The organism is Burkholderia territorii (assembly GCF_902833055.1).
Lineage (GTDB): Bacteria > Pseudomonadota > Gammaproteobacteria > Burkholderiales > Burkholderiaceae > Burkholderia > Burkholderia territorii.
In genome coordinates, this window is record NZ_CADFEJ010000026.1 from 25,253 (window position 1) to 45,926 (window position 20,674).

The window sequence follows — 20,674 nt, forward strand, 5'->3', positions numbered from 1 at the left end:
TCGCGATTGATCCGACTCGATATCGATGTCTACCATGGTACAGAACAGATCGAATTCGAGCGATCTAGCGTTTACACCGATAACTTCGCGGAGAAACTCGAAATAACCTGCACGCATCTCACCGTCTACCATGGTACAAACCGTCATCAACCGCCATGCCATCCGCCCCCGATTTCCTGCGCACCGCGCCGCCCGACACGCGCCGCCCCGGTTATGACCGGCGAGCCGTCCGCACCGGCATCGTTCATCTCGGCCTGGGCGCGTTCCATCGCGCGCACCAGGCGCTGTATACGGACGCGGTGCTTGAACAGGGCGACCTTCGCTGGGGAATCGTGGGCGTCGAGTTGCGGCGGCGTCATACCGTCGACCTGCTGGCCGCGCAGGATCATCTGTACACGGTGACCGAACGCGACGGCAACGGCGCGCGCACGCGCATCGTCGGCGCGGTGCACGGCGCGCTGTTCGCGCCCGAATCGCTGCCGGCGCTGCTGGCGCTGATCGCCGATCCGGCCGTGTCGATCGTCAGCCTGACCGTCACCGAAAAAGGCTATTGCCGCCGCCCCGGCGGCGGTCTCGATGCCGACGATCCCGCAATTCGCCAGGATCTCGCGACGCCCGACGCGCCACGCACCGCGCTCGGCGTGATCGCGGCCGGCCTGCGTCTGCGGCCGGACCATGCGCCGCTGACCGTCGTCTGCTGCGACAACATGACGTCGAACGGCGACACGCTGCGCGCCCTGCTGATCGACTACGCGGAACGCATCGACCGCGCACTCGCGCGACGCATTCGCGATGACGTCGCCTTCCCGAACAGCATGGTCGACCGAATCGTCCCGGCCGCGACGCCCGAATCGCTCGACTGGGCGCACGCGCGTCTCGGCGCGCGCGATGCGGCCGCGATCGTCTGCGAGCCGTTCTCGCAATGGGTGATCGAGGATCGCTTCGCCGGCCCGCGCCCGCGCTGGGAAGACGCCGGCGCGCATCTCGTCGGCGACGTGCGGCCCTATGAAACGATGAAGCTGCGCCTGCTGAACGGCTCGCATTCGGCGATCGCGTACGCGGGGCAGTTGCGCGGTCGCGCGACGGTGTCCGACGCGATGGCCGATCCGGCGATCGCGGCACTCGTCGACGGCGTCATGACGCGCGACCTGCTCGCGACCGTCGACGTGCCGTCCGGCTACGACGCGCCCGGCTATTGCGCGACGCTCGTGCAGCGCTTTCGCAATCCGACGCTCGCCCATCGCACCGAACAGATCGCGATGGACGGCACGCAGAAGGTGCCGCTGCGCTGGCTGCCCGCGCTTCGCGAAAGCGCGGCGGCCGGTGCCGAACGACCGTACCTGGAACGCGCGCTCGCGCTGTGGCTGCACTACCTGGCCACCGCGCATGACGAATCGGGCCGACCGCTCACGATCGGCGATCCGGGCGCGGCCGCGCTCGGCGCGACGTTGTCAGCGGCCGGCGATGCCGCCGGCGCGGTGCGTGCCGCGCTCGGCAGCGCCGTGCTCGCCGGCTCGGCGGCATGGCCCGATGGGTTGATCGCGCGCGTCGGCGCGCATCTGTCGACGCTGCGCGCGGGCGGCACCGACGCGCTGCTCGCGCCATTGCAGACGCGCTGAACAAGCGCTTGCCGGTTCGCGGCAATCGACGCGCCCCGGGCAATGTCCTTGCCCGCCGAGGGCCGCGACGACGCGGCGAACGATCGACAAGACGAAACATGACGGCCGGCCCACCGGCACGAAGGAGACGGAGATGAAGCAGAAGTCGCAGGCGTGGTTCACGGTATTCCTGCTGTTCCTGGTGTACGGCATCAACTATCTCGACCGCGTCGCGCTGTCGATCGTCGCGCCGATCGTGCAGACCGATCTCGGCATCGACGCCGCGCGGATGGGCCTCGTGTTCAGCACGTTCTTCATCGGCTACGCACTGTTCAATTTCATCGGCGGGCTCGCGTCCGACCGGCTCGGGCCGAAGCTCGTGTATGTGCTGTCGGTCGGGCTGTGGTCGGTGTTCTGCGGGATGACCGCGCTCACCGTCGGCTTCGTGAGCCTGCTGATCGTGCGGCTGCTGTTCGGCATGGCCGAAGGGCCGCTGTGCTCGGCCGCGAACAAGATGGTCAACAACTGGCTGCCGCGCGACGCCGCCGCCACCGCGATGGGTCTGCTCAGTGCCGGCTCCCCGCTCGGCGGCGCGATCGCCGGGCCGATCGTCGGCCTGCTGGCCGCGCAGTTCGGCTGGCGGCCGGCGTTCTGGATCGTGTGCGCGATCGGGCTCATGTGGGTCGTCGTGTGGATGATGTCGACGTCGGATCGTCCGGCCACGCCGGTCGGCGATGCACGCCATGCGCCCGCGACAACGCTTGCCCACGCCCCGGCCGCCGCCGGCATGGCAACGCCCGCGCATCCGCTGTCGCACTATGTACGCCAGCCGCGCATCCTCGCGACGGCCGCAGCGTTCTTCAGCTACAACTACGTGCTGTTCTTCTTCCTGAGCTGGTTCCCGAGCTACCTCGTGCGCGCGCACCATCTGAACATCAAGGAGATGAGCATCGCCACCGTCGTGCCCTGGCTCGTCGGCACCGTCGGCCTCGCGTGCGGCGGCGCGATCTCGGATGCGCTGTACCGGCTCACCGGCAACCTGCTGCTGTCGCGCCGGATCGTGCTCGTCACCTGCCTGCTCGGCGCCGGCGCGTGCGTGGCCGTCGCGGGCGCCGTGCAGTCGACGCAAGGCGCGGTCGCGCTGATGTCGGTATCGCTGTTCTTCCTGTACGTGACGGGCGCGATCTACTGGGCGATCGTGCAGGACGTCGTGCATCCGGCGCGCGTCGGCGGCGTCAGCGGCTTCCTGCATTGCATGGGCAGCCTGTCCGGCGTGATCGGGCCGGCCGTGACCGGCTTCATCGTCGAGCGCAGCGGCTCGTTCGCGTCCGCGTTCGTGCTGGCCGGTGCGATCGCACTGGCGGGCGCGGTACTGGCCTGCGTGTTCGTGCGCAACGCACGGCCGTCGGAAGTGCTGCACGAACGCGCCGCGCACTGATTGTTACGGCTGACGAAGGCCGCGTGATGCTCGCACGAGTCGGCGTCGCGCGGCCCTGTCGTTTGCGCCCATCGTCGGATCGTCGAATATCGCCCGTCCGATATCGCGATTTCCGCTGTCGATCGCGCGCCCCCGACCTTCATCGACACGTCACGAGCGCCCGCGCAACCCGCGCCTCACCGGCTCGGTGCGGCGCATGCGCGCGCAATTCCACGACACGTCCGATTCGACGGACGGGCGCGAAGTGAACGGCCATGTGAAGTCGAGCTGGCTCATGCAGCGCGGCATGCTCGCTCACGGATGCCAGCGATACACGACGAGGCTCGACCCGTTGTAGTTGTCCTTCGTGATCACGTATTCGCCGGTCGAGCGCAGGTACGCACGGATGCCATACATCGAGTCGACGTCGTTGCCGACGTCCATCGCCGACGTGTTCGAGTTCGTCAGCGTGGTCACGAGGCTGCCGGTGTTCAGGTCGAACACGTCGACGTTCGGCACCGTGTGCACGTAGCCGACGAACAGGTAGTGGCCGGCCGCCGCGATCGATTTCGGATTCGCGCTCGTCAGGTCGATCGCGACGTTCGGCGTGGTCGTGTTGCCGGCCTTCCAGCCGCGATAGACCTCGATGTGCCCGTTCATCGCAGTCCAGTCCCAGGTCCCCGCGATGCCCTGCGCGAGGATCATCGTGTCGCTGTCCGCCTGATAGATGATTCGCGTGAGCGGCAGCACGGTGCGCGGAATCGGGATCTGCACCGGCTTGCCCCATGTCGGTTTCCCGGTCGCGTCGAAACCCGTCATCGGATAGTGCGAAATATTGTTGGTGCGATCGAGGCCGGCCCACACGTCGCCGTTGTCGTCGAGCGCGAAACCGGCCGTCACCTGCAGGGTCGTGTTGAACGGCTTGCCGGGAATCGAGCCGTCCGGAATCGCGATGTAGCCGCTCGCCGCGTTGAAGTGATAGATGTTGTAGTTGCCCGGGTTCTGCCCGGTCGCGACGAGCATCCGCGTGCCGTTCACCAGCGCGAGCTGGCCGAAATGCTGGCCGCGCTGGTAGTCGTTCATGTCGAGCCGCGGGTCCTTCGGATAGCTGAACGGATCGATCGTGTTCGCGACGAACGTGCCGCCCGCGGTGCCGGTGTACACGTTGTTGCCGCTGTAGAAGAACGCGCCGTCGGTCACCGGATCGGGCGCGGCGGCACCTTCGAAGTTCAGCGCCTGCAGTTTCCATTGCAGCGCACCCGTCGGGCTGTACGAATGAAGATCGGTGCTGCCGTTGCGCCCGAGATCCCAGCCGCCGCCCCATGCGTTGTTCAGCACGTACAGGTTGCCGGCCGCGTCCTTGCCGATGCCCGCGACGCGCGTGAAACGCTTGTCGCCGACCTGCCCCTTGATGCCCGAGGTCGTGTCGAGATACCCGCCCTGCACGCCGAACGTGCCGATCTGCACGGGCTGCCCCACGAGCGTGTAGATCTTGATGTTCATGTCGGGGCCTTCGTCGCCCACCAGCAACTGGCCGCTCGGCGCATCGAAATACAGCGACGCCGGCCGCGCGCGGGCCGCCATCTGGATCGTGCTCATCGCCGTGCCGGTCGGGCTGAACTGCGCGACGACGCCCGCGCTCTTGCGCGCGACCCACAGGTTGCCGGCCGCGTCGAGCGCCAGCGCGCCGGGGCCCGACACGCCGATGTCGCGCTGCCACACGCCGTCCGTCGTATAGACGCGTACGCGGTTGCCGTAGAAATCGCTCGCATACAGCAGGTTGCCGGCCGTCGCGAGGCCCGTGATCACATCCGCGTACTGGATGCCCGTCCACGTGCTGACGGGAATGCGCAGGTCGCGCTGGTTCGTGCTGCGGTTGTAGCGGCCGACCGAGCCGCTGCCGAACGTGCGGTTGTACCCGAGCGCGACGAACAGCGAATTCGCGTTGCCGGTGATCGCGCCACCCTGGAATTCGTCGTGGATGCCGATCGTGCCGAGCGTCTGCCCGTTCTGGTAGATCGCCACGCCGCCCGCGTTCTCGTCCCAGCGCGACGCCGTGTAGATCACGCCTTCGGGCGCGACCCATAGCGAGCGCGCACCGTTGCCGACGTGCGCGGCGAGCGTGCCGAACGTGTTCGCGAGCCAGTCGGTCGTGTATTGCACTTGCGCGTGACCGGCCGGCGCCAGCATTGCCATGCACAATCCAAGCAATGCCGCACGAATTTGTTTCGATAACATGAACGATGCTCCCGGACGATCTCTTTTGGATACTCTAATTCGCCGCGTATGAAATATTGGTGATTTTTTCAAAAACATGTTCAATTGCGCTGCGAATTTTTCATTTCACTCTTTTACCGCGTGACGTTGATTTGCTTGACAAGCATTGCTTCGGATACTGCATCGCCCCTCCTCGCCTGACCGTGCTGTCGTCACTCTCGATCCCCGGCACTTTATTCCGGATCACCCAATGCGAATGCGTCATTTTTTCTGATTCACGCGCAATGAATTTCCATTTCCGGCAAATCGACTCAATGATTACAAATCGAAATTAAAATGAAAGAGAAAAAATAATGTCCGGAGCCCGCGCATTGCCGGCTCAAATCGTGAATATATGAAACGAGGCAATGCGCGGCGCAATGCCGTTGCCGATGAAGATGCGATGAGGAGAAGGATCGAGATGTCCCGCGCGTGCGGCGACGAGCGACGCGGACAGCGCCGATGAGGAAGGCCGCGCGCCGGCCGGCCGTGCAGCGGGCTCGGATCGGCTCGCATTGTCGGGCGACGGGCCGCCGTCCCGGCCATCGAGCGCCTCAGGCCCCGCTCGACGACGTCGCTTGCGCGCTGCCGGTGGAACCGGCATCGATACGCAGCACGCGACTCAACCGGCGGCCCGCGTCACGCGCAGGCCGCCCGTCGCGCACGTGACGTCAGAACTTCTGGCGCAGGCCGAGGCTGACAATCGCCTGCGACCGCGAGTCGGACGAGTGGCCATTGGCCTTGTCCGACACCGATGCGGTCGCGGCCACCGGCCGGCCGAGCGCGTCGAGCGTCGTGCCGGACGCATGCTGGTACGCGCCGAGCAGGTACACGCTGGTGCGCTTCGACAGGTCGTAGACCGCGCCGAGCGTGACGTTGTGATACTGCGCGCGGTTGTCGATGCCGTCGACGTCGCTGCCGCGCGTGTAGCTGTAGCCCGCGAACAGTTGCGTCTGCGGCTGCACGTTCCAGCGCGTGAACACGCCCGCGACGTTGAAGGTCGCATGACCGTTGAACAGCGACTGGGCACCGCTGCGGTACTGCACGTTGCTGTAGTTCACGCCGACCACGGCCGGGCCGAAGTCGTACGTCGCGCCGGTCGCGATGATCTGCTGCGACTGCACGCTCGCATAGCCTTCGTTGATCGACGAGTTGAACAGGCCGTCGTCGGTGCTCTGCCACTTGCCGGCCGTCGGGTCGGTCGCGCCCGTCTTGCTGTTGTCCGAACGCTCGTAGCCGACGCCCACGCGCAGCGGCCCCGCCGCGTAGGCCGCGCCGACGCTCCACGTGTTGCGCTGCTTCATGCTGCCCGGCTGGCCGCCGAAGCCGTACAGCGCGCCGAACGTGAAGCCCGCGTAGTTCGCGCTCGTGTACTTGATCGAGCTGTCGACGCGCGCGGTCTGGTCGAGATCGTCGATGTCGCCCGGGTGCGCGCCGAAACCGCCGATGAACGACGACGGGCCGACCGGGCTCACGAAGTCGTCGAGCGACGTGTATTGGCGGCCGAGCGTGACCGTGCCGTAACGGGTGCTGCCGACGCCGACGAAGGCCTGCCGGCCGAACTGGCGGCCGCCCTGGCCCGACGTGCCGTTGGTGATGTCGAAGCCGTTCTCGAGCACGAACAGCGCGCGCATCCCGCCGCCGAGATCCTCGGAACCCTTGATGCCCCAGCGGCTGCCGGACAGGTTGCCGGTGGTCAGGCCGACGTTCGAATGCCCCGTGTAGGCGCCCGGCGAGCCGACCCGTTCATTGCTGCGATAGGTCACGCCGGCGTCGACGATGCCGTACAGCGTGACGGAGCTTTGCGCGGATGCGATGCCCGCGAGCGAAAGCAGCAGCGGTGCTGCGATCAGTTGCTTGTTCATGGTTTTTAGTGTCTCCGGGCGGTGAACCCGTTGTTCTATGCGAGTAGCGCGTGCGGCCCGTAGATCCGCCGGCATGCGAGGCCGGCAGCGTCCGCACACGGGAACGCGCGCGTGCGACACGCGCGCGCGACGTCGCGGCGAGCGTGCCCGCCACGGCCGCCATGGTAGTTGGAACCGGTTTCGATCGACAGCGCAATAATGAAAACAATTTCTTGCAGGAATCGAGATAATCGGCTGCGCAGCGAACGCCGCTGTACAGCGCGACGACGCGCACCCGATAATCGGGCACCCGCCTTCCACAGGGAGCCTCCGGCATGCATCAAACGACCCTGCTGATCTTCGCCGCCGTCGCCTTCGTCGGCATCGCGACACCCGGCCCGACCGTGCTGCTCGCGCTGACCAACGGCTCGCGCTACGGTGTGCGCCGCGCGGCGTACGGCCTCGCCGGCGCGATGCTGTCCGACTTCGTGCTGATCGTCGCGGTCGCGCTCGGTCTCGGCGCGCTGCTGATGGCGTCGGCATTCTGGTTCTCCGTGGTGAAATGGCTGGGCGCCGCCTATCTCGCGTATGTCGGCATCCGGCTGCTCACGTCGAAGGGCTCGCTCGACGTCGCCGTCGCGCATGACGGCACGGCGCACGGCTGCAACGCATCGATCTTCGCGAAGAGCTTCCTGACCGCGGTGACGAATCCCAAGGGCTATCTGTTCTTCTCCGCCTTCCTGCCGCAGTTCCTCGATCCGTCCGCGCCGCTCGCGCCGCAATATGTCGCACTCGCGGTCACGTTCGCGCTGCTCGACGGGGCCGTGATGTTCGGCTACGCGCTGCTGGGCGCTCGCGCGGTGCAGTTGCTGAAGCGCTCGGGCGCGCTGTGGCTCGAACGCACGTGCGGCGCGATGCTGATCGCACTCGCCGGTTCGCTCGCGCTGTACCGGCGTCATGCCGCGTAGGCGCGTTGGCATGCGCGCCGCATCGTGCGTGACGGGCGAGCGATGAGGATCGCCGCGCCGCCCCGCTCCGGTTTCCCCGGCGTGTCGCTCCGGCAGCTCGAGCGCGCGGATCTCGACGCGTGGTATGCGTACCTGTCGCAACACGACGTCGTCCGCCACACGAGCTGGAACCTCCATGCGCGCGACGATCTGCTGCCGCTGTTCGACGGCATCGAGTCGACGCATCCGGATTCGATCCGCCGCCTTGCAATTGTCGACGACGCGTCCGGCGCCCTGGCGGGGACCATCGGACTCCATACGGTTTCCAGCGCGAACCGCTCGGCCGAGATCGCATTCGACCTCGCACCGTCGCATTGGGGGCGCGGCATCGCGAGCGCGCTGTGCGCGAGCGTCACCGCGTGGGCGTTCGCCGAAGGTGGCTTCATGCGCATCCAGGGTGTCGTGCTGACCGGCAACGCCGGCTCCGCGCGCGTCCTGCAGAAATGCGGCTACCGCTACGAAGGGTTGTTGCGCGCGTACCGGATGGTGCGCGGCGTACCGGGCGATTTCGCGATGTACGCGCGCCTCGCGACCGACTGAAACCCGCCGCGTCGCGCGTATCGCGCCAGCAACGCGATTGGACGATCCGCGCCGAATTCGCGACAATCGCGATTCCCCGCCTCGACTGAACCGCCATGAAAATCGCCGCGCTGTCCGACATCCACAGTAACCTCGCCGCGCTCGACGCGGTGCTCGACGACGTGCGCCGCCGCGGCGCCGACGTGATCGTCAACCTCGGCGACATCGTGTCGGGCGCGCTCCATCCGGCCGACACGGCCGACCGCCTGATCGCGCTCGACCTGCCGACCATCAAGGGCAATCACGAGCGGCAACTGCTGACCGGCGATCGCGCCACGATGCGGCTGTCGGACCGCTGGGCGCACGACGCGCTGCGCGACGACCATCGCGCATGGATCGCCGCGCTGCCCGAGCGCCTGACGCTCGGCGACGACGTGCTGATGGTGCACGGCACGCCCGCGAGCGACCTCGACTATTTCCTCGAAACGGTGACGCCTGACGGCTGCCGCGCCGCAACGCCGGATGAAATCGCGCAGCGCGCGAGCGACGCGACGGCGTCGCTGATCTTGTGCGGTCATACGCATGTGCCGCGCATCGCGAAGCTCGACGACGGCCGTGTGATCGTCAACCCGGGCAGCGTCGGGCTGCAGGCGTACATGGACGATCTTCCGCATCCGCACAAGATCGAAACCGGTTCGCCGCATGCGCGCTACGCGATGGTGTCGCGCACGCCGGCCGGCTGGCACGCCGAGTTCCATGCCGTCGAATACGACTGGCATACGGCCGCCGCCACCGCGGCATCGCGCGGCCGCGACGACTGGACCGTCGCGCTGCGCACCGGCCGCTGCTGACACGGCATCGCCTTGCGCTCACCGCGCGTCGTTCCCCGGATACCGATTCGCCGCACGCGTTCGATCGCGACCGAGCGTCCTGCCCGGCGCATCACGCAACGTTCGCCAACGTCAGCCGCGCTTCGAGCCCGCCGCCGTCCGGCCGGTTGCGCAACGTGAGCGTGCCGCCCATCGCAAGCGCAAGTTGACGCGCGATCGCCAGGCCGAGCCCCGTGCCGCCCGTCTCGCGATTGCGTGACGTCTCTACGCGCCGGAACGGCTCGAACACCGCGTCGAGCTGATCGTCCGGAATGCCGGGCCCGCGATCGAGCACTGCAATGACGGCCCCGCCGCCCGGAGCCGCCCGCACGTCGATCTCGGCCGCGCCTGCGAACTTCAGCGCGTTGTCGACGAGGTTGCCGACGATCCGGCGCAGCGCCTTCGGCCGCGTGACGAGCGCGAGCGGCCCGCCGCTGTGCAGCGCGACGTCCTGCCCCGCATCCGTGTAGTCGCACACGATGCTGTCGAGCAGCGCATCGAGATCGATGCGGCGCGCGGCCTCCTCCGTGCCGTGCAGCGTGCGCGCATACGCGACGCCTTCCTTCACCAGATGCTCCATCTCGAGCAGGTCCTGGCGCAGCTTCGCGCCCTGCGTGTCGTCGTCCATCACGTCCACGCGCAACCGCATCCGCGTGATCGGCGTCTGCAGGTCGTGCGAGATCGACGCGAGAATCTGCATGCGCTCGGCCATGTATTGTGCGATGCGGTCCTGCATCGCATTGAACGCGCGGGCCGCGCGCGCGACTTCGGACGGGCCGTCCTCGCTCAGGCGTTCGCCCTTCAGGTCGGGGCCGAGCGCGTCGGCCGCCTGCGCGAGCTGTTTCAGCGGCCGCGTCGCGAGCCGCACCGCGAGCCAGCAGCACGCGGCCAGCACGGCGAGCTGCAGCGCGAGCACGACGGGCAGCCAGCCCGACAGCGGCACCGTCGACATCGGATGGATGTCGATCGTCAGCGGCGAGCCGTCGGTCAGGCGCAGATGCACCTGAAGATGCTCGCGATCGCCGGGCAGCGCGTTCGCGGTCAGCGGGTAATCGCCGCCGATGCCGTCCGAGATCGAGCGCTCGACGCGCGCCGAGAGCCGCGCTTCCGGCGGCGTGCCCGTCTCGCCCGGCCCGAGGATGAACGCGTAGCTGCGCCGCGCGAGACGCGGCAGCCACGCGGCGCGCTGGTCGGGCGGCAGGTGGTCGAGCAGCGCGACCGAGCTCGCGACCTCGCGCTCGATGTAGCCCATCATCAGGTTGGTGGTCGCCTGGTCGCGCTCGGTCACGGTGAGCCAGAACGACAGCGTCTGCGCGAGCGCGAGGCCCACGCACAGGATCAGCGCGAGCCGTGCGAACAGCGAGCGCGGCCAGTGCCACGGCGTGCGCGCGCTCATGCGTCGCCTTCGACCGCGGTCACCGCCGACGAGAACACGTAGCCCTCGTTGCGCAGCGTCTTGATGTAGCGCGGCTCGCGCGCGCCGTCGCGCAGGCGCTGCCGCAGCCGGCTCACGAGCAGGTCGATCGACCGGTCGAACGGGTCGGACTGCCGGCCCTGCGTGAGATTGAGCAACTGGTCGCGCGTCAGCACGCGCTGCGGATTGTCGAGAAACACGCGCAGCAGCCGGTACTCGGCGCCGCTCAACGCAACCAGCGTGCCTTCGGTGTCGAGCAGGTGACGCCCCGTCGTGTCGAGCCGCCATTCGCCGAACGCGAGCATCGCGGCCGTCTCCGTCACCTGCATGCCGGGCGGCAGCATGCGCGCGCGGCGCAATACCGAACGGATCCGCGCAAGCAGTTCGCGCACCGCGAACGGCTTCGCGAGATAGTCGTCGGCGCCCATCTCGAGGCCGATGATGCGGTCGGTTTCCTCGCCGCGCGCCGTCAGCATCAGCACCGGCACCGTCCGGAACTTGCCCGCGCGCAGGTCGCGGCAAAGTGTGAGGCCGTCCTCGCCGGGCATCATCAGATCGAGCACGATCAGGTCGGGCGCGCCATCGTCGAGCACGTTGCGCATCTCGCGGCCGTTCGCCGCGAGCGACACGCGCATGCCGTTCTTCTCCAGATAGTCCGCGATCAGTTCGCGGATCGCGCGATCGTCGTCGACGATCAATACGTGGTCGATCTTGTCCATGAGTCGGTGTCGTTGGCGTGATGTTCCGGCTGGCGATGTCCGCCTTTATACCGCACCGCGGGCGCGCGTTTGTATCCCAATGTATCGCGCCGCCGTGACGACACACAACATTGCACACGCGCGGCTTGCCGGACACACCGCAGATACGTCGGCGCGGCCCAATGACGACTGTCGAAACCTGTCCGGCCGATGCATTCGCGCGGTGGCCGGCCGAACCGGAGAACCGCCATGCTGCCCAGATTCAGGACCGCCGCCCTCGTGATCGCCCTCGCCGCCACGGCCGGGCTCGCCGCCTTCGCCGGCACCCGCGACGACGCGGGCCCGACCGCTTCGCTGGCCGGCATGCAGGCGCCCGACTTCACCGGCATCGAGCGCTGGCACAACAGCGCGCCGCTCAAGCTCGACCAGTTGCGCGGCAAGGTCGTGCTGGTCGACTTCTGGACGTACTCGTGCATCAACTGCATTCATACGATTCCGTATGTGAACGACTGGTACCGGAAGTATCGCGACCAAGGGCTCGTGGTGGTCGGCGTGCATACGCCCGAGTATCCGTTCGAGCGCGATGCGAAGAACGTCGCCGATGCGGTCAAGCGCTTCGGCATCGAGTACCCCGTCGCGCAGGACAACCGCTATGACACGTGGCGCGCGTACGGGAACCAGTATTGGCCCGCGCTGTACCTGATCGATGCGAATGGGAAAGTCGTCTATACGCGGTATGGCGAGGGCGGGTATGACAAGACGGAAGCGGCGATCCGGGGGGCGCTGGCGCAGGCGTCGCAGGGAGCGACGCGCACGCAGTAGCGTGCGCCGGCCGAGGGCGCGGCATGCGCCCGCTGCGATTCACCGCGACTCACTTCCGCTTCGCATCCGCCTCCGCCAGCATCGCCTCCCCGATCGCGAGATTCCCGTCCGCAATCAGCGCATCGCCCGCGCCTCGAATATCGTCGACCGCCTTGTTCTGCCCGAGCTTGCGGTTGCCGACGAGCCGCGTGATCTCGATCTGCAGCCCGACGATCGACTGCAGCATCGTGTCGAGATAGTCCTTCGGCGCGTCGGCCATCTTCCACGGCACCGGCTGCGACGCTTCGTGCGTGCGCGTCAGCCGCGCCACCACGCCACGCACGAACTTCTCGTCGTCGCGCACCGTGATGCGCCCGTGCGCATGCACGACCACGTAATTCCACGTCGGCACCTGCCGATGCGCGGCGTGCTTGCTCGGGTACCAGTTCGGCGAAATGTACGCGTCCCCGGCGCGGAAGATCACGAGCACCTCGTCGCCGTTCGCGACCTCCTGCCACACAGGATTCGCGCGCGCGACGTGCGCATGCAGCTCGCCGAGGCCGCCATCGACCGGCAGCCACTCGAACGGCAGGTGGCTCGCATCGAGCCCGCTCTTGCCGTGCGTGACCAGCGTGCCGAACGGATGACCGACGATCAGTTCGCGCAGCGTGTCGGGGCGGGATTCGGCGAATTCGGCAGGCACATACATGGCGGCTCCACGGCTGGACAGGGTTCGGACGAAACGGGCCGGAACCGGCCCGTCATGCGCGGATTGTGACCGCTAACTGGTTTATGCTGTAGAGCCGGTTTCGAACAATTTCAACAGACCAGAATAATGGCCAGAACCGCCCGAGTCATCGAAATCCCGTCGCTCGGCGTGCTCGACCGCGCGGCCGGCGACCTGAGCCGCCAGCTCGCGCAGGCGTTGCGGAACGCGGTACGGCGCGGCGACGTGCGGCCCGGCGACACGCTGCCGTCCACGCGGCTGCTCGCGACGTCGCTCCAGGTTGCGCGCGGCACCGTCGTCGACGCGTATGCGCAACTCGTCGCCGAAGGCTTCCTGGAGTCGCGCGGCGGTGCCGGCACGCGCGTGGCGAACGCGCTTGCCGAGCCCTCCGCACCGGCGGGCGAACCATCCGTGCCCCGCCCGCGCGCGGCACGCACCGGCCTGCCGGAACCGGCCGCGACGTTCGCACGGATCGCCCGCGAATTCCGTCCGCTGCCGGCCGTGCCGTTCGCGATCTCGGTGCCGGTCGGGCTCACCGCACCCGACGACATCTGGCGCCGGCTCGGCAACCGCCTGCGCGCACGCGGCGCCGGTGCGCCGTCCGGCTATGCGGATCCGCAAGGCGCGCTGCCGCTGCGCGAAGCAATTGCCGATTACGTGCGCCGCTCCCGTTCGGTGCGCTGCACCGCCGATCAGGTCGTGATCACGAGCGGCACGCAACAGGGGCTGCATCTCGCGAGCCAGATCCTGCTCGGCCCGAACGATCGCGCGTGGGTCGAGAATCCCGCCTATCGCGGCATTACCGCGCTGCTCGAAAGCACCGGCCGGCATGACGCGATGGTCCGCGTGCCGGTCGACGCGGACGGCATCGACGTCGAGGCCGGCATCCGTCTCGCGCCGGACGCGCGCGCGGCATTCGTCACGCCGTCGCACCAGTACCCGCTCGGGATGCCGATGAGCATGGCGCGACGCAACGCGCTGCTCGGCTGGGCGCGCGCGCATGGCGCGTGGGTGGTCGAGGACGACTACGACAGCGAATTGCGCTACGAAGGCTACCCGTTTCCGTCGCTGCAAGGCCTGGATCCCGAACACGTGATCTATCTCGGCACGTTCAGCAAGATCCTGTTCCCTTCGCTGCGGCTCGGCTACGTGATCGTGCCCGACGATCTCGTGCCCGCGTTCTGCGGCGCGCGCGCGCTGATGGATCGGCACGCGCCGACCGCCGATCAGCACGTGCTCGCCGCGTTCATCGCGGAAGGGCATCTCGACCGCCACATTCGCCGCGTGCGCGGCGTCTACGCGCAACAGCGCGCGCTGCTGATCGACACGCTCGGCGCGCGGCTGCCGCGCGAACGCGCGTGGGTGCAGCCGGGCGACCAGGGCATGCACGTCGTGCTGTGGCTCGCGCAAGGAATCGACGATCTCGACGTGGTGGCGCGCGCCGCGCAAGCGGGCGTCGCGGTGCGCGCGGTGTCGCCGATGTTCGCGCCGGGCACCGCGCGCCCGGGCCTCGTGCTCGGCTTCGGCGGCTTCGATCGAGCACGAATGGAAGCGGCCGCGCAGCGGCTCGCGGATGTGGTCGGCGAAGCGGCCGGCACCGTTTCATCGGAAGAATCGCGACGGCGCGGCCGACCAAAGGTTGTCCGCGGGAAACAAACGTAATCGTCTGTAAATCCTGCAAGAAAACGGCCGGTTTGGCCGCCGGCAACGGTGCGCCGTTTGCTAGGATCGCGCCTTTTCCGCTCGCGCTCCTGCCGCCGTGAATCGCTTCGTGCCGTTTCTTCGAGACCTGTGGCTTCGCTGCCGCACCGGCGCCCGCGTGCTGGGCGCCGGTGCGTGGCATCGTCTGCGTCATCCGACGCGCCGCGGCGTCGCGCTGACGCTCGCCGCGATACCACTGCTCGGCCTGCTGGTTCTGTTCGCGTTCGTCCCGTTTACGCCGAGCATCGGCGACATCCGCAAGGCGCGCATCGACCGCCCCGCGCGCGTGCTGTCGGCCGATGGCCAGTTGATCGCCGAATTCCGGCCGGTCAACCGCGAGTGGGTGCCGCTCAAGCAGATCTCGCCGCACATGGTCGACGCGCTGATCGCGACCGAGGACCACCGCTTCTACGCGCATCACGGCATCGACTGGAAGCGCACGGCGTCGGCCGCGCTCCATACGTTCTCGGGCAGTCGCCAGGGCGGCTCGACGATCACGCAGCAACTCGCGCGCAACCTGTATCCGGACGAAGTGGGCCGCGCGCCGACGCTCACGCGCAAGGTGAAGGAGCTGATCACCGCATTCAAGATCGAAACGGTGTACAGCAAGGACGAGATTCTCGAGACCTACCTGAACACGGTGCCGTTCCTGTACAACGCGTACGGCGTCGAGATGGCCGCGCGCACCTATTTCGGCAAGTCGGCGGACCAGCTCGACATCGTCGAAAGCGCGACGCTCGTCGGGATGCTGAAGGGCAATAGCTACTACAACCCCGTGCTGAACCCGGAGCGCGCGGTGCAGCGCCGCAACATCGTGCTCGCCCGGATGGCGGCCATGGGCATGCTGTCGCCGCGACAGCTCGCGCAGTTGCAGCGCAGGCCGCTGCGCGTCGACTTCGAACCGCAGACAGCGCAGCCCGGCCCCGCCCCTCATTTCGCGGTGCAGCTGCGCAAGTGGCTGATCGCATGGGCCGACCGCAACAACTACGATCTCTACGCCGACGGGCTCGTCGTGCGCACGACGCTCGATGCGCAGTTGCAGGACATGGCGACGCGAGCGCTGACGCAACAGACCGATCGCCTGCAGTCGATCGCCGATAGCGCATGGCACAACCCGTCCGGCTGCGGGCTGCGCAACGACCTGTTCCGCGGCTTCATCCGGCAGACACCGGACTATCGCGCCGCGCTCGACGCGGGGCTCGCGGATGCGGCGGCACTGAAGCAGCTCGGCGCGAATCGCGCGTTCATCCGCGCGCTGTGCGAGCGCAAGACGCAGGTACAGGCCGGCTTCGTCGCGATCGATCCACGCAACGGCGCGATTCGCGCATGGGTCGGCAGCCCCGACTTCGGCAGCGAGCCGTTCGATCACGTCGTGCAGGCGCGGCGCCAGCCGGGCTCGACGTTCAAGCCGTTCGTCTATGGCGCCGCGTTCGCGGACGGCATGCGGCCGGGCGATACGTTCGTCGATCGCCCCGTCGCGATCCCGATCGGCGCGCACGCGGTTTGGCACCCGACCGATGCCGAGCCGCCGACGGACGCGCCGATGACGCTGCGCGACGCGCTCGCACTGTCGCGCAATCGCATTGCCGCGCAGGTGATGCAGCGCGAAGGCGCGGCTCGGGTCGCGCAGCTCGCGCGCGCGATGGGCGTGCGCGACAGCACGCTCGACGCGGTGCCCTCGCTCGCGCTCGGCACGAGCCCCGTCACGCTGAAGGAAATGGTGTCCGCGTATGGGACGATCGCGAACCGCGGCGTGTACGTCGCGCCGCAGATGATCACGCGCATCGAGGATCGCGACGGCAAGGTGCTGGCCGCATTCGGCAGCGCGCCGCCCGAACGCGCACTGCCGGCGGCCGCGGCCCAGACGCTGGTCGACGTGATGCGCGGCGTCGTCGATTACGGCACCGGTGCCGACATCCGCTCGCGCTACGGCATTCGTGTCGACGTCGCGGGCAAGACCGGCACGACGCAGGACAACACGGACGGCTGGTTCATCCTGATGCATCCGCAACTGGTGGCCGGCGCCTGGGTCGGCTTCGACGACGGCAGCGTGACTTTGCGCAGCGACTACTGGGGCGCGGGCGCGCACAGCGCGCTGCCGATCGTAGGCTCGTTCTACGACGCGGCGCTGCGGGCGCGCGCGATCGATCCGCATGCGCAGTTCTCGCCCGACTTCCGGCCGCGCAGCGCACCGGCGCCTGCACCGAGGCGGCGTCCGCACCCGGGGCTGTTCGACTGGCTGAAGATTTTCCGCTGAGCACTGCGCGGCGCGATGCTTAGCGTGCCTGAACGAAGCGATCACGGCACGCGCCACGCATCGTGGAGGCGTTCGAGCGCGTCGACGATGCGTGGCGTTTCGCGTTCCGTGACTAGAGATTGTTCGATTTCGCCGGCGAGCCGCGTCAGCACCTGAACGTTGCGCCGGCCGACGACGCGCTCACGCCGCAGCGAGCGTCGCGGCCAGTGCGTCGAACGCGGCGCCCGCGTCGTACGACCTTCGCCGCATCGTCGCACCAACCCGTCGTCAGTCCGCCGTGTCGCCGCTCTTCGGCAGCTTCGACCATGCATTGCGCCCCGGCGCCGGCGACCATGCCGGACGTGTCTTGCGCGCGCTGTCGATCACCACCAGGTAGCGGCCGGCGATCGGCGTGATGTCGCGATCGCGGCGCAACACCCGCAACGACTTGCCGGCCTCGACGCGCGCCTGATAGTCGTCGTCGAGGATGCCGTGCCGGTCCAGGAACGTGTTCAGCGAAGCGGGAATCCGCACGCAGCCTTTCGAGTGCCGGATGCCGAGCAGCGGCTCGAGGCGGTCGGGGTCGGTGGCGTGCATCTGGAAGCGCATCGGCGACTTGCCGCCCTTGCCCCAGCCCCGCTCGCCATCGACCCAGCCGAAGTCGTAGATGCGCATGTCGCGCGCGCCGTAGCCGCGAATGCCGTTGTCGTTCGTCGTGCCTTCCGCACGGAAGTCCATGTTGTCGGGCGAGTGGTGGAACACGCCGAGCGGCGTCAGGAAGTGATCGTATTGGCCGGGCCATCCCGTGCCGACCGGCGACGCGCCGATCATCAGCCACGCGTTGGACGGTGTCGCGCGGAAGTAGATGAACAGCGCCTGCACGTTCGACGCGCGATCGACCATCGCGACATATTCGCCGGCAAGGTCGCCGAGATCCGCATCGTCGAGCGCCTTCTGAAGGCGGTCACCATACGCGCGTTGTTCGCTCGCGGGCACGTTCAGGCGTCGCGTGACTTCCTGCGTGAAGCGCTTGCGCATGTCGATCGCACGCTCGGTCGCGTTCTTCGCGTCGTCTGCCGACAGTGGCGGGTGCCGGCGCGGCGGCGTCGGTGCGGGTGCCTCGGCTTCGCTTGCCGATGTGCCGGATGCAGCCGATGCTGCCGACGCGGCCGATGCGGCCGATGCCGGGGAGGCGCCGGACGCCCCCGACGCCCCGCTGGCGGGCGACGGACGATGCACGGTGGACGCCGGACCGACCTCGGCCGACGCACGCGCCGGCGACGCCGGATGCGCGCTCGAAGCAGTTGATGAGGACGACGTAGCAGTGGCCGGCGGCACGTCGGAAGCGGCGAAGGCTGGCCGCGCGACAAGCCCGGAAATCGGAACAGCGGCCACGAGCCACACAGACGTGGCAAGCGCGAGGGAACGGCAACGCGGCCTGGAAAACCGCCGCGTCAGGTCGGAGAGCATCATGCGATCGAAGCCATCGGCCGATCCGGCCGCCGCATGTTGCGAACGGCGCATCTGCCGCGCGAGCCATCGACACGCCAGCGGCACGCATGTGCCCGGCGCCGACGCCTCTTTGCGGTGGAGCCGTTCGCAATGCAACGCGTTCGGTTCAATGGCGGCTAATGAGTCGTCAGGCCTTCCATTCTACCTGCGCACACACGAATCGGCAGGGCCGCCCCCGACAGTTCGCGGCGGTTTTGCGCTTCGTCACCCTTTGTTTCAACTCGTTGCCGCTTGCGTCACCGCTGCATGGCACGCTGCTCGCTGCTGCGTGTTGTCTGCAGCCCGAAACGCCGGAACTGCACTCGCGCGCCGTATGCGGCATGTGACATGCGAGTGCGCAGCCCGCGTCTACTTCGAAATGGCTTCGAGCGCGATGCCCTTGGTGCGCGGCCCCATGAATCCGATCGCGGCCATCACGATCGCCATCGCGCCGGCGATGAACGCGAACACGCCGAGCGTGCCGAAGCCCTTCAGCACGGCCGCGATCACGAACGACGAGAAGATCGCCGAGAAGCGGCTCCATGAATAGACGAAGCCCACCGCGCGCGCACGGATCGACGTCGGGAACAACTCGGCCTGATACGCGTGGAAGCTGTACGACATGATGTTGCTCGCAAGCGTGAGCCCGATCCCGAGCACGATCAGGAACGCACCCGCCGTCGTCTGGCTGAACACCAGCCCGCAGACGACGATCGCCGCCGCCATCGCGACGATCACCGACTTGCGCTCGAAGCGGTCGGCGATCACGAGGCCGATCAGCGGACCGAGCGGCGCCGCGAGCGCGATCACGCTCGAATACATGAGGCTCGACGTGATCGTGATGCCCTGCTTGATGAGCAGCGTCGGCACCCAGTTCGCGAAACCGTAGAAGCCGACCGTCTGGAACACGTTGAAGATCGTCATCATGATCGTGCGGCTGCGATACGGCGGCACCCACATGTCGCGGAAGCTGCCGCGCGGCGGCACCGGCTCGGCCGGCGCGGGCGGCGGCAGCGGCCGGCCGTATTCGGCTTCGACCTTCGCCTCGAGCGCGCGCATGATGCGATCGGCTTCGTCGACGCGCCGCTGCTGCGCGAGCCAGCGCGGGCTCTCCGGCAACTCGCGGCGAATCCACCATACGAACAGCGCGCCGTGCGCGCCGATCAGCACGACCCAGCGCCAGCCGTCGAGGCCGAGCGGGGCGTGCGGCACGAGCAGGTACGCGAGGAACGCGACCACCGGCACCGCGACGAACCCGACCGCCTGCTCGCACGCGAACGCGCGGCCACGGATCTGCTTCGGCACGAGCTCGGAGATGTACGTGCCGATCGTCACCATCTCGACGCCGAGGCCGAGACCGACGACGAAGCGCCAGAAGTTCAATCCGGCCGCCGTGTCCTGGAACGCCATCACGACGTTGGCGGCGGTGTACCACAGCAGCGACCACGTGAAGATCGCGCGGCGTCCGAAGCGGTCCGCGAGGAAGCCGCATGCGATCGTGCCGATGAAAAGGCCCGAGAACAGTGCGGCGATGAAGCTGGCGACGCCCGTGGTGCCGAACAGGCCATGCGTCGTCGTGGAGAGGATCCCGCTTTTCACGAGGCCCGGCGCGACGTAGCCGCTGTACAGCAGATCGTAGAGTTCGAAGAAGAAGCCGAGGCTCAGTAGCACGACGAGCTTCCAGACGCTGCGGGTCGGCGGCAGGCGATCGAGGCGGGCTGAAATCGAGCCCGGGTCGATGGAAGAGGACGAGGCGGCTGCCTGTGGAAAGCTGTCCGTTGAGACCATCTTGGTCGTGTCTCCTGATCGTGTCGTGTGTTGTTGTTTGGCGGCCAGCGGGCCGCCGTCAAGCGATTCGCTGCATTGTACCGGCACGCCGCGCGACCCGCGTTGCATGGCGAACCTGTTCGGATACCCTACTTTCGCGCCCGATATTGTGTAAATTCCGTAACCGTCTGTCGAATCTGTAAGGCACGCCGGCGTCGCGAAGTTCCGCTGCCGGCCCGCGCATGCGACCGTCACGGCCGCGCCGGCAAGGGCCTGCGCGACATCGGATGCCCGCGCGCGCACTGCGGCACGCGGCGGCCGACGCGCAC

Annotated in this window: 15 protein-coding genes; 8 read left to right on the forward strand and 7 right to left on the reverse strand. The window is 68.1% G+C overall.

Annotated features, from left to right (window positions below):
- Positions 1 to 155 precede the first annotated feature (155 nt).
- Positions 156 to 1,619 carry a mannitol dehydrogenase family protein gene (locus tag HW466_RS27995; protein ID WP_174905881.1) on the forward strand — a complete coding sequence of 488 codons (1,464 nt, stop codon included), beginning with the start codon at positions 156 to 158 and terminating at the stop codon, positions 1,617 to 1,619.
- Between the two features lie 133 nt (positions 1,620 to 1,752).
- Positions 1,753 to 3,036: an MFS transporter gene (locus HW466_RS28000; protein ID WP_060346801.1), complete on the forward strand. Its 1,284-nt coding sequence runs from the start codon at positions 1,753 to 1,755 to the stop codon at positions 3,034 to 3,036.
- A gap of 294 nt (positions 3,037 to 3,330) precedes the next feature.
- On the opposite strand, the gene HW466_RS28005 is transcribed toward HW466_RS28000, so the two are convergent.
- Together HW466_RS28005 and HW466_RS28010 are read right to left on the reverse strand one after the other, a co-directional pair.
- Positions 3,331 to 5,253 (reverse strand): SMP-30/gluconolactonase/LRE family protein, encoded by a 1,923-nt coding sequence (locus HW466_RS28005; RefSeq protein WP_059870533.1) that lies wholly within the window; start codon positions 5,251 to 5,253, stop codon positions 3,331 to 3,333.
- Between the two features lie 689 nt (positions 5,254 to 5,942).
- Positions 5,943 to 7,136, reverse strand: a complete 1,194-nt coding sequence (locus HW466_RS28010; protein WP_151005364.1) for a porin — start codon at positions 7,134 to 7,136, stop codon at positions 5,943 to 5,945.
- 314 nt (positions 7,137 to 7,450) lie between these two features.
- Between HW466_RS28010 and HW466_RS28015 the strand changes: the two genes are divergently transcribed.
- From HW466_RS28015 to HW466_RS28025, 3 genes are all read left to right on the forward strand, one after another.
- On the forward strand, positions 7,451 to 8,083 hold the full coding sequence (locus HW466_RS28015; protein WP_151005366.1) for a LysE family translocator: 633 nt from the start codon (positions 7,451 to 7,453) through the stop codon (positions 8,081 to 8,083).
- Positions 8,084 to 8,125: 42 nt separating this feature from the next.
- Positions 8,126 to 8,662, forward strand: a complete 537-nt coding sequence (locus HW466_RS28020) for a GNAT family N-acetyltransferase (protein ID WP_059790933.1) — start codon at positions 8,126 to 8,128, stop codon at positions 8,660 to 8,662.
- A gap of 95 nt (positions 8,663 to 8,757) precedes the next feature.
- On the forward strand, positions 8,758 to 9,492 hold the full coding sequence (locus HW466_RS28025) for a metallophosphoesterase family protein (RefSeq protein WP_151005368.1): 735 nt from the start codon (positions 8,758 to 8,760) through the stop codon (positions 9,490 to 9,492).
- Between the two features lie 91 nt (positions 9,493 to 9,583).
- On the opposite strand, the gene HW466_RS28030 is transcribed toward HW466_RS28025, so the two are convergent.
- Both HW466_RS28030 and HW466_RS28035 read right to left on the reverse strand, forming a co-directional pair.
- Positions 9,584 to 10,906, reverse strand: a complete 1,323-nt coding sequence (locus HW466_RS28030) for an ATP-binding protein (protein ID WP_059501753.1) — start codon at positions 10,904 to 10,906, stop codon at positions 9,584 to 9,586.
- Positions 10,903 to 11,643, reverse strand: coding sequence for a response regulator (locus HW466_RS28035; protein ID WP_059447123.1), 741 nt, complete (start codon positions 11,641 to 11,643; stop codon positions 10,903 to 10,905). Before HW466_RS28035 ends, HW466_RS28030 begins: the two co-directional genes overlap by 4 nt.
- 228 nt (positions 11,644 to 11,871) lie before the next feature.
- Between HW466_RS28035 and HW466_RS28040 the strand changes: the two genes are divergently transcribed.
- The gene (locus tag HW466_RS28040; protein ID WP_059952055.1) at positions 11,872 to 12,444 is read left to right on the forward strand and encodes a thioredoxin family protein; all 573 of its coding nucleotides are present in this window, start codon (positions 11,872 to 11,874) and stop codon (positions 12,442 to 12,444) included.
- Positions 12,445 to 12,493: 49 nt separating this feature from the next.
- Here HW466_RS28040 and HW466_RS28045 read toward each other — a convergent pair whose 3' ends face one another.
- Positions 12,494 to 13,132, reverse strand: a complete 639-nt coding sequence (locus HW466_RS28045; protein ID WP_059769917.1) for an FMN-binding negative transcriptional regulator — start codon at positions 13,130 to 13,132, stop codon at positions 12,494 to 12,496.
- A gap of 126 nt (positions 13,133 to 13,258) precedes the next feature.
- Here HW466_RS28045 and pdxR point away from each other — a divergent pair, with 126 nt between their 5' ends.
- Complete coding sequence (pdxR, locus tag HW466_RS28050; RefSeq protein ID WP_059769915.1) at positions 13,259 to 14,812, forward strand: MocR-like pyridoxine biosynthesis transcription factor PdxR; 1,554 nt, start codon at positions 13,259 to 13,261, stop codon at positions 14,810 to 14,812.
- A gap of 97 nt (positions 14,813 to 14,909) precedes the next feature.
- Complete coding sequence (locus HW466_RS28055) at positions 14,910 to 17,108, forward strand: penicillin-binding protein 1A (protein ID WP_151006338.1); 2,199 nt, start codon at positions 14,910 to 14,912, stop codon at positions 17,106 to 17,108.
- Positions 17,109 to 17,375: 267 nt separating this feature from the next.
- Here HW466_RS28055 and HW466_RS28060 read toward each other — a convergent pair whose 3' ends face one another.
- Complete coding sequence (locus HW466_RS28060; protein WP_174905880.1) at positions 17,376 to 18,611, reverse strand: hypothetical protein; 1,236 nt, start codon at positions 18,609 to 18,611, stop codon at positions 17,376 to 17,378.
- Between the two features lie 336 nt (positions 18,612 to 18,947).
- Positions 18,948 to 20,366, reverse strand: coding sequence for an MFS transporter (locus tag HW466_RS28065; protein WP_174905879.1), 1,419 nt, complete (start codon positions 20,364 to 20,366; stop codon positions 18,948 to 18,950).
- Positions 20,367 to 20,674: the final 308 nt, after the last annotated feature.

Bases quoted from the DNA above. Each gene is read 5' to 3' on its own strand.
- HW466_RS28005 (WP_059870533.1), bottom strand. From the start codon at position 5,253: ATGTTATCGAAACAAATTCGTGCGGCATTGCTTGGATTGTGCATGGCA.
- HW466_RS28020 (WP_059790933.1), top strand. From the start codon at position 8,126: ATGAGGATCGCCGCGCCGCCCCGCTCCGGTTTCCCCGGCGTGTCGCTC.
- HW466_RS28030 (WP_059501753.1), bottom strand. From the start codon at position 10,906: ATGAGCGCGCGCACGCCGTGGCACTGGCCGCGCTCGCTGTTCGCACGG.
- HW466_RS28060 (WP_174905880.1), bottom strand. From the start codon at position 18,611: ATGCGCCGTTCGCAACATGCGGCGGCCGGATCGGCCGATGGCTTCGAT.
- HW466_RS28065 (WP_174905879.1), bottom strand. From the start codon at position 20,366: ATGGTCTCAACGGACAGCTTTCCACAGGCAGCCGCCTCGTCCTCTTCC.
- HW466_RS28015 (WP_151005366.1), top strand. From the start codon at position 7,451: ATGCATCAAACGACCCTGCTGATCTTCGCCGCCGTCGCCTTCGTCGGC.
- HW466_RS28010 (WP_151005364.1), bottom strand. From the start codon at position 7,136: ATGAACAAGCAACTGATCGCAGCACCGCTGCTGCTTTCGCTCGCGGGC.
- HW466_RS28025 (WP_151005368.1), top strand. From the start codon at position 8,758: ATGAAAATCGCCGCGCTGTCCGACATCCACAGTAACCTCGCCGCGCTC.
- HW466_RS28040 (WP_059952055.1), top strand. From the start codon at position 11,872: ATGCTGCCCAGATTCAGGACCGCCGCCCTCGTGATCGCCCTCGCCGCC.
- HW466_RS28000 (WP_060346801.1), top strand. From the start codon at position 1,753: ATGAAGCAGAAGTCGCAGGCGTGGTTCACGGTATTCCTGCTGTTCCTG.
- HW466_RS27995 (WP_174905881.1), top strand. From the start codon at position 156: ATGCCATCCGCCCCCGATTTCCTGCGCACCGCGCCGCCCGACACGCGC.
- HW466_RS28045 (WP_059769917.1), bottom strand. From the start codon at position 13,132: ATGTATGTGCCTGCCGAATTCGCCGAATCCCGCCCCGACACGCTGCGC.
- pdxR (WP_059769915.1), top strand. From the start codon at position 13,259: ATGGCCAGAACCGCCCGAGTCATCGAAATCCCGTCGCTCGGCGTGCTC.
- HW466_RS28035 (WP_059447123.1), bottom strand. From the start codon at position 11,643: ATGGACAAGATCGACCACGTATTGATCGTCGACGACGATCGCGCGATC.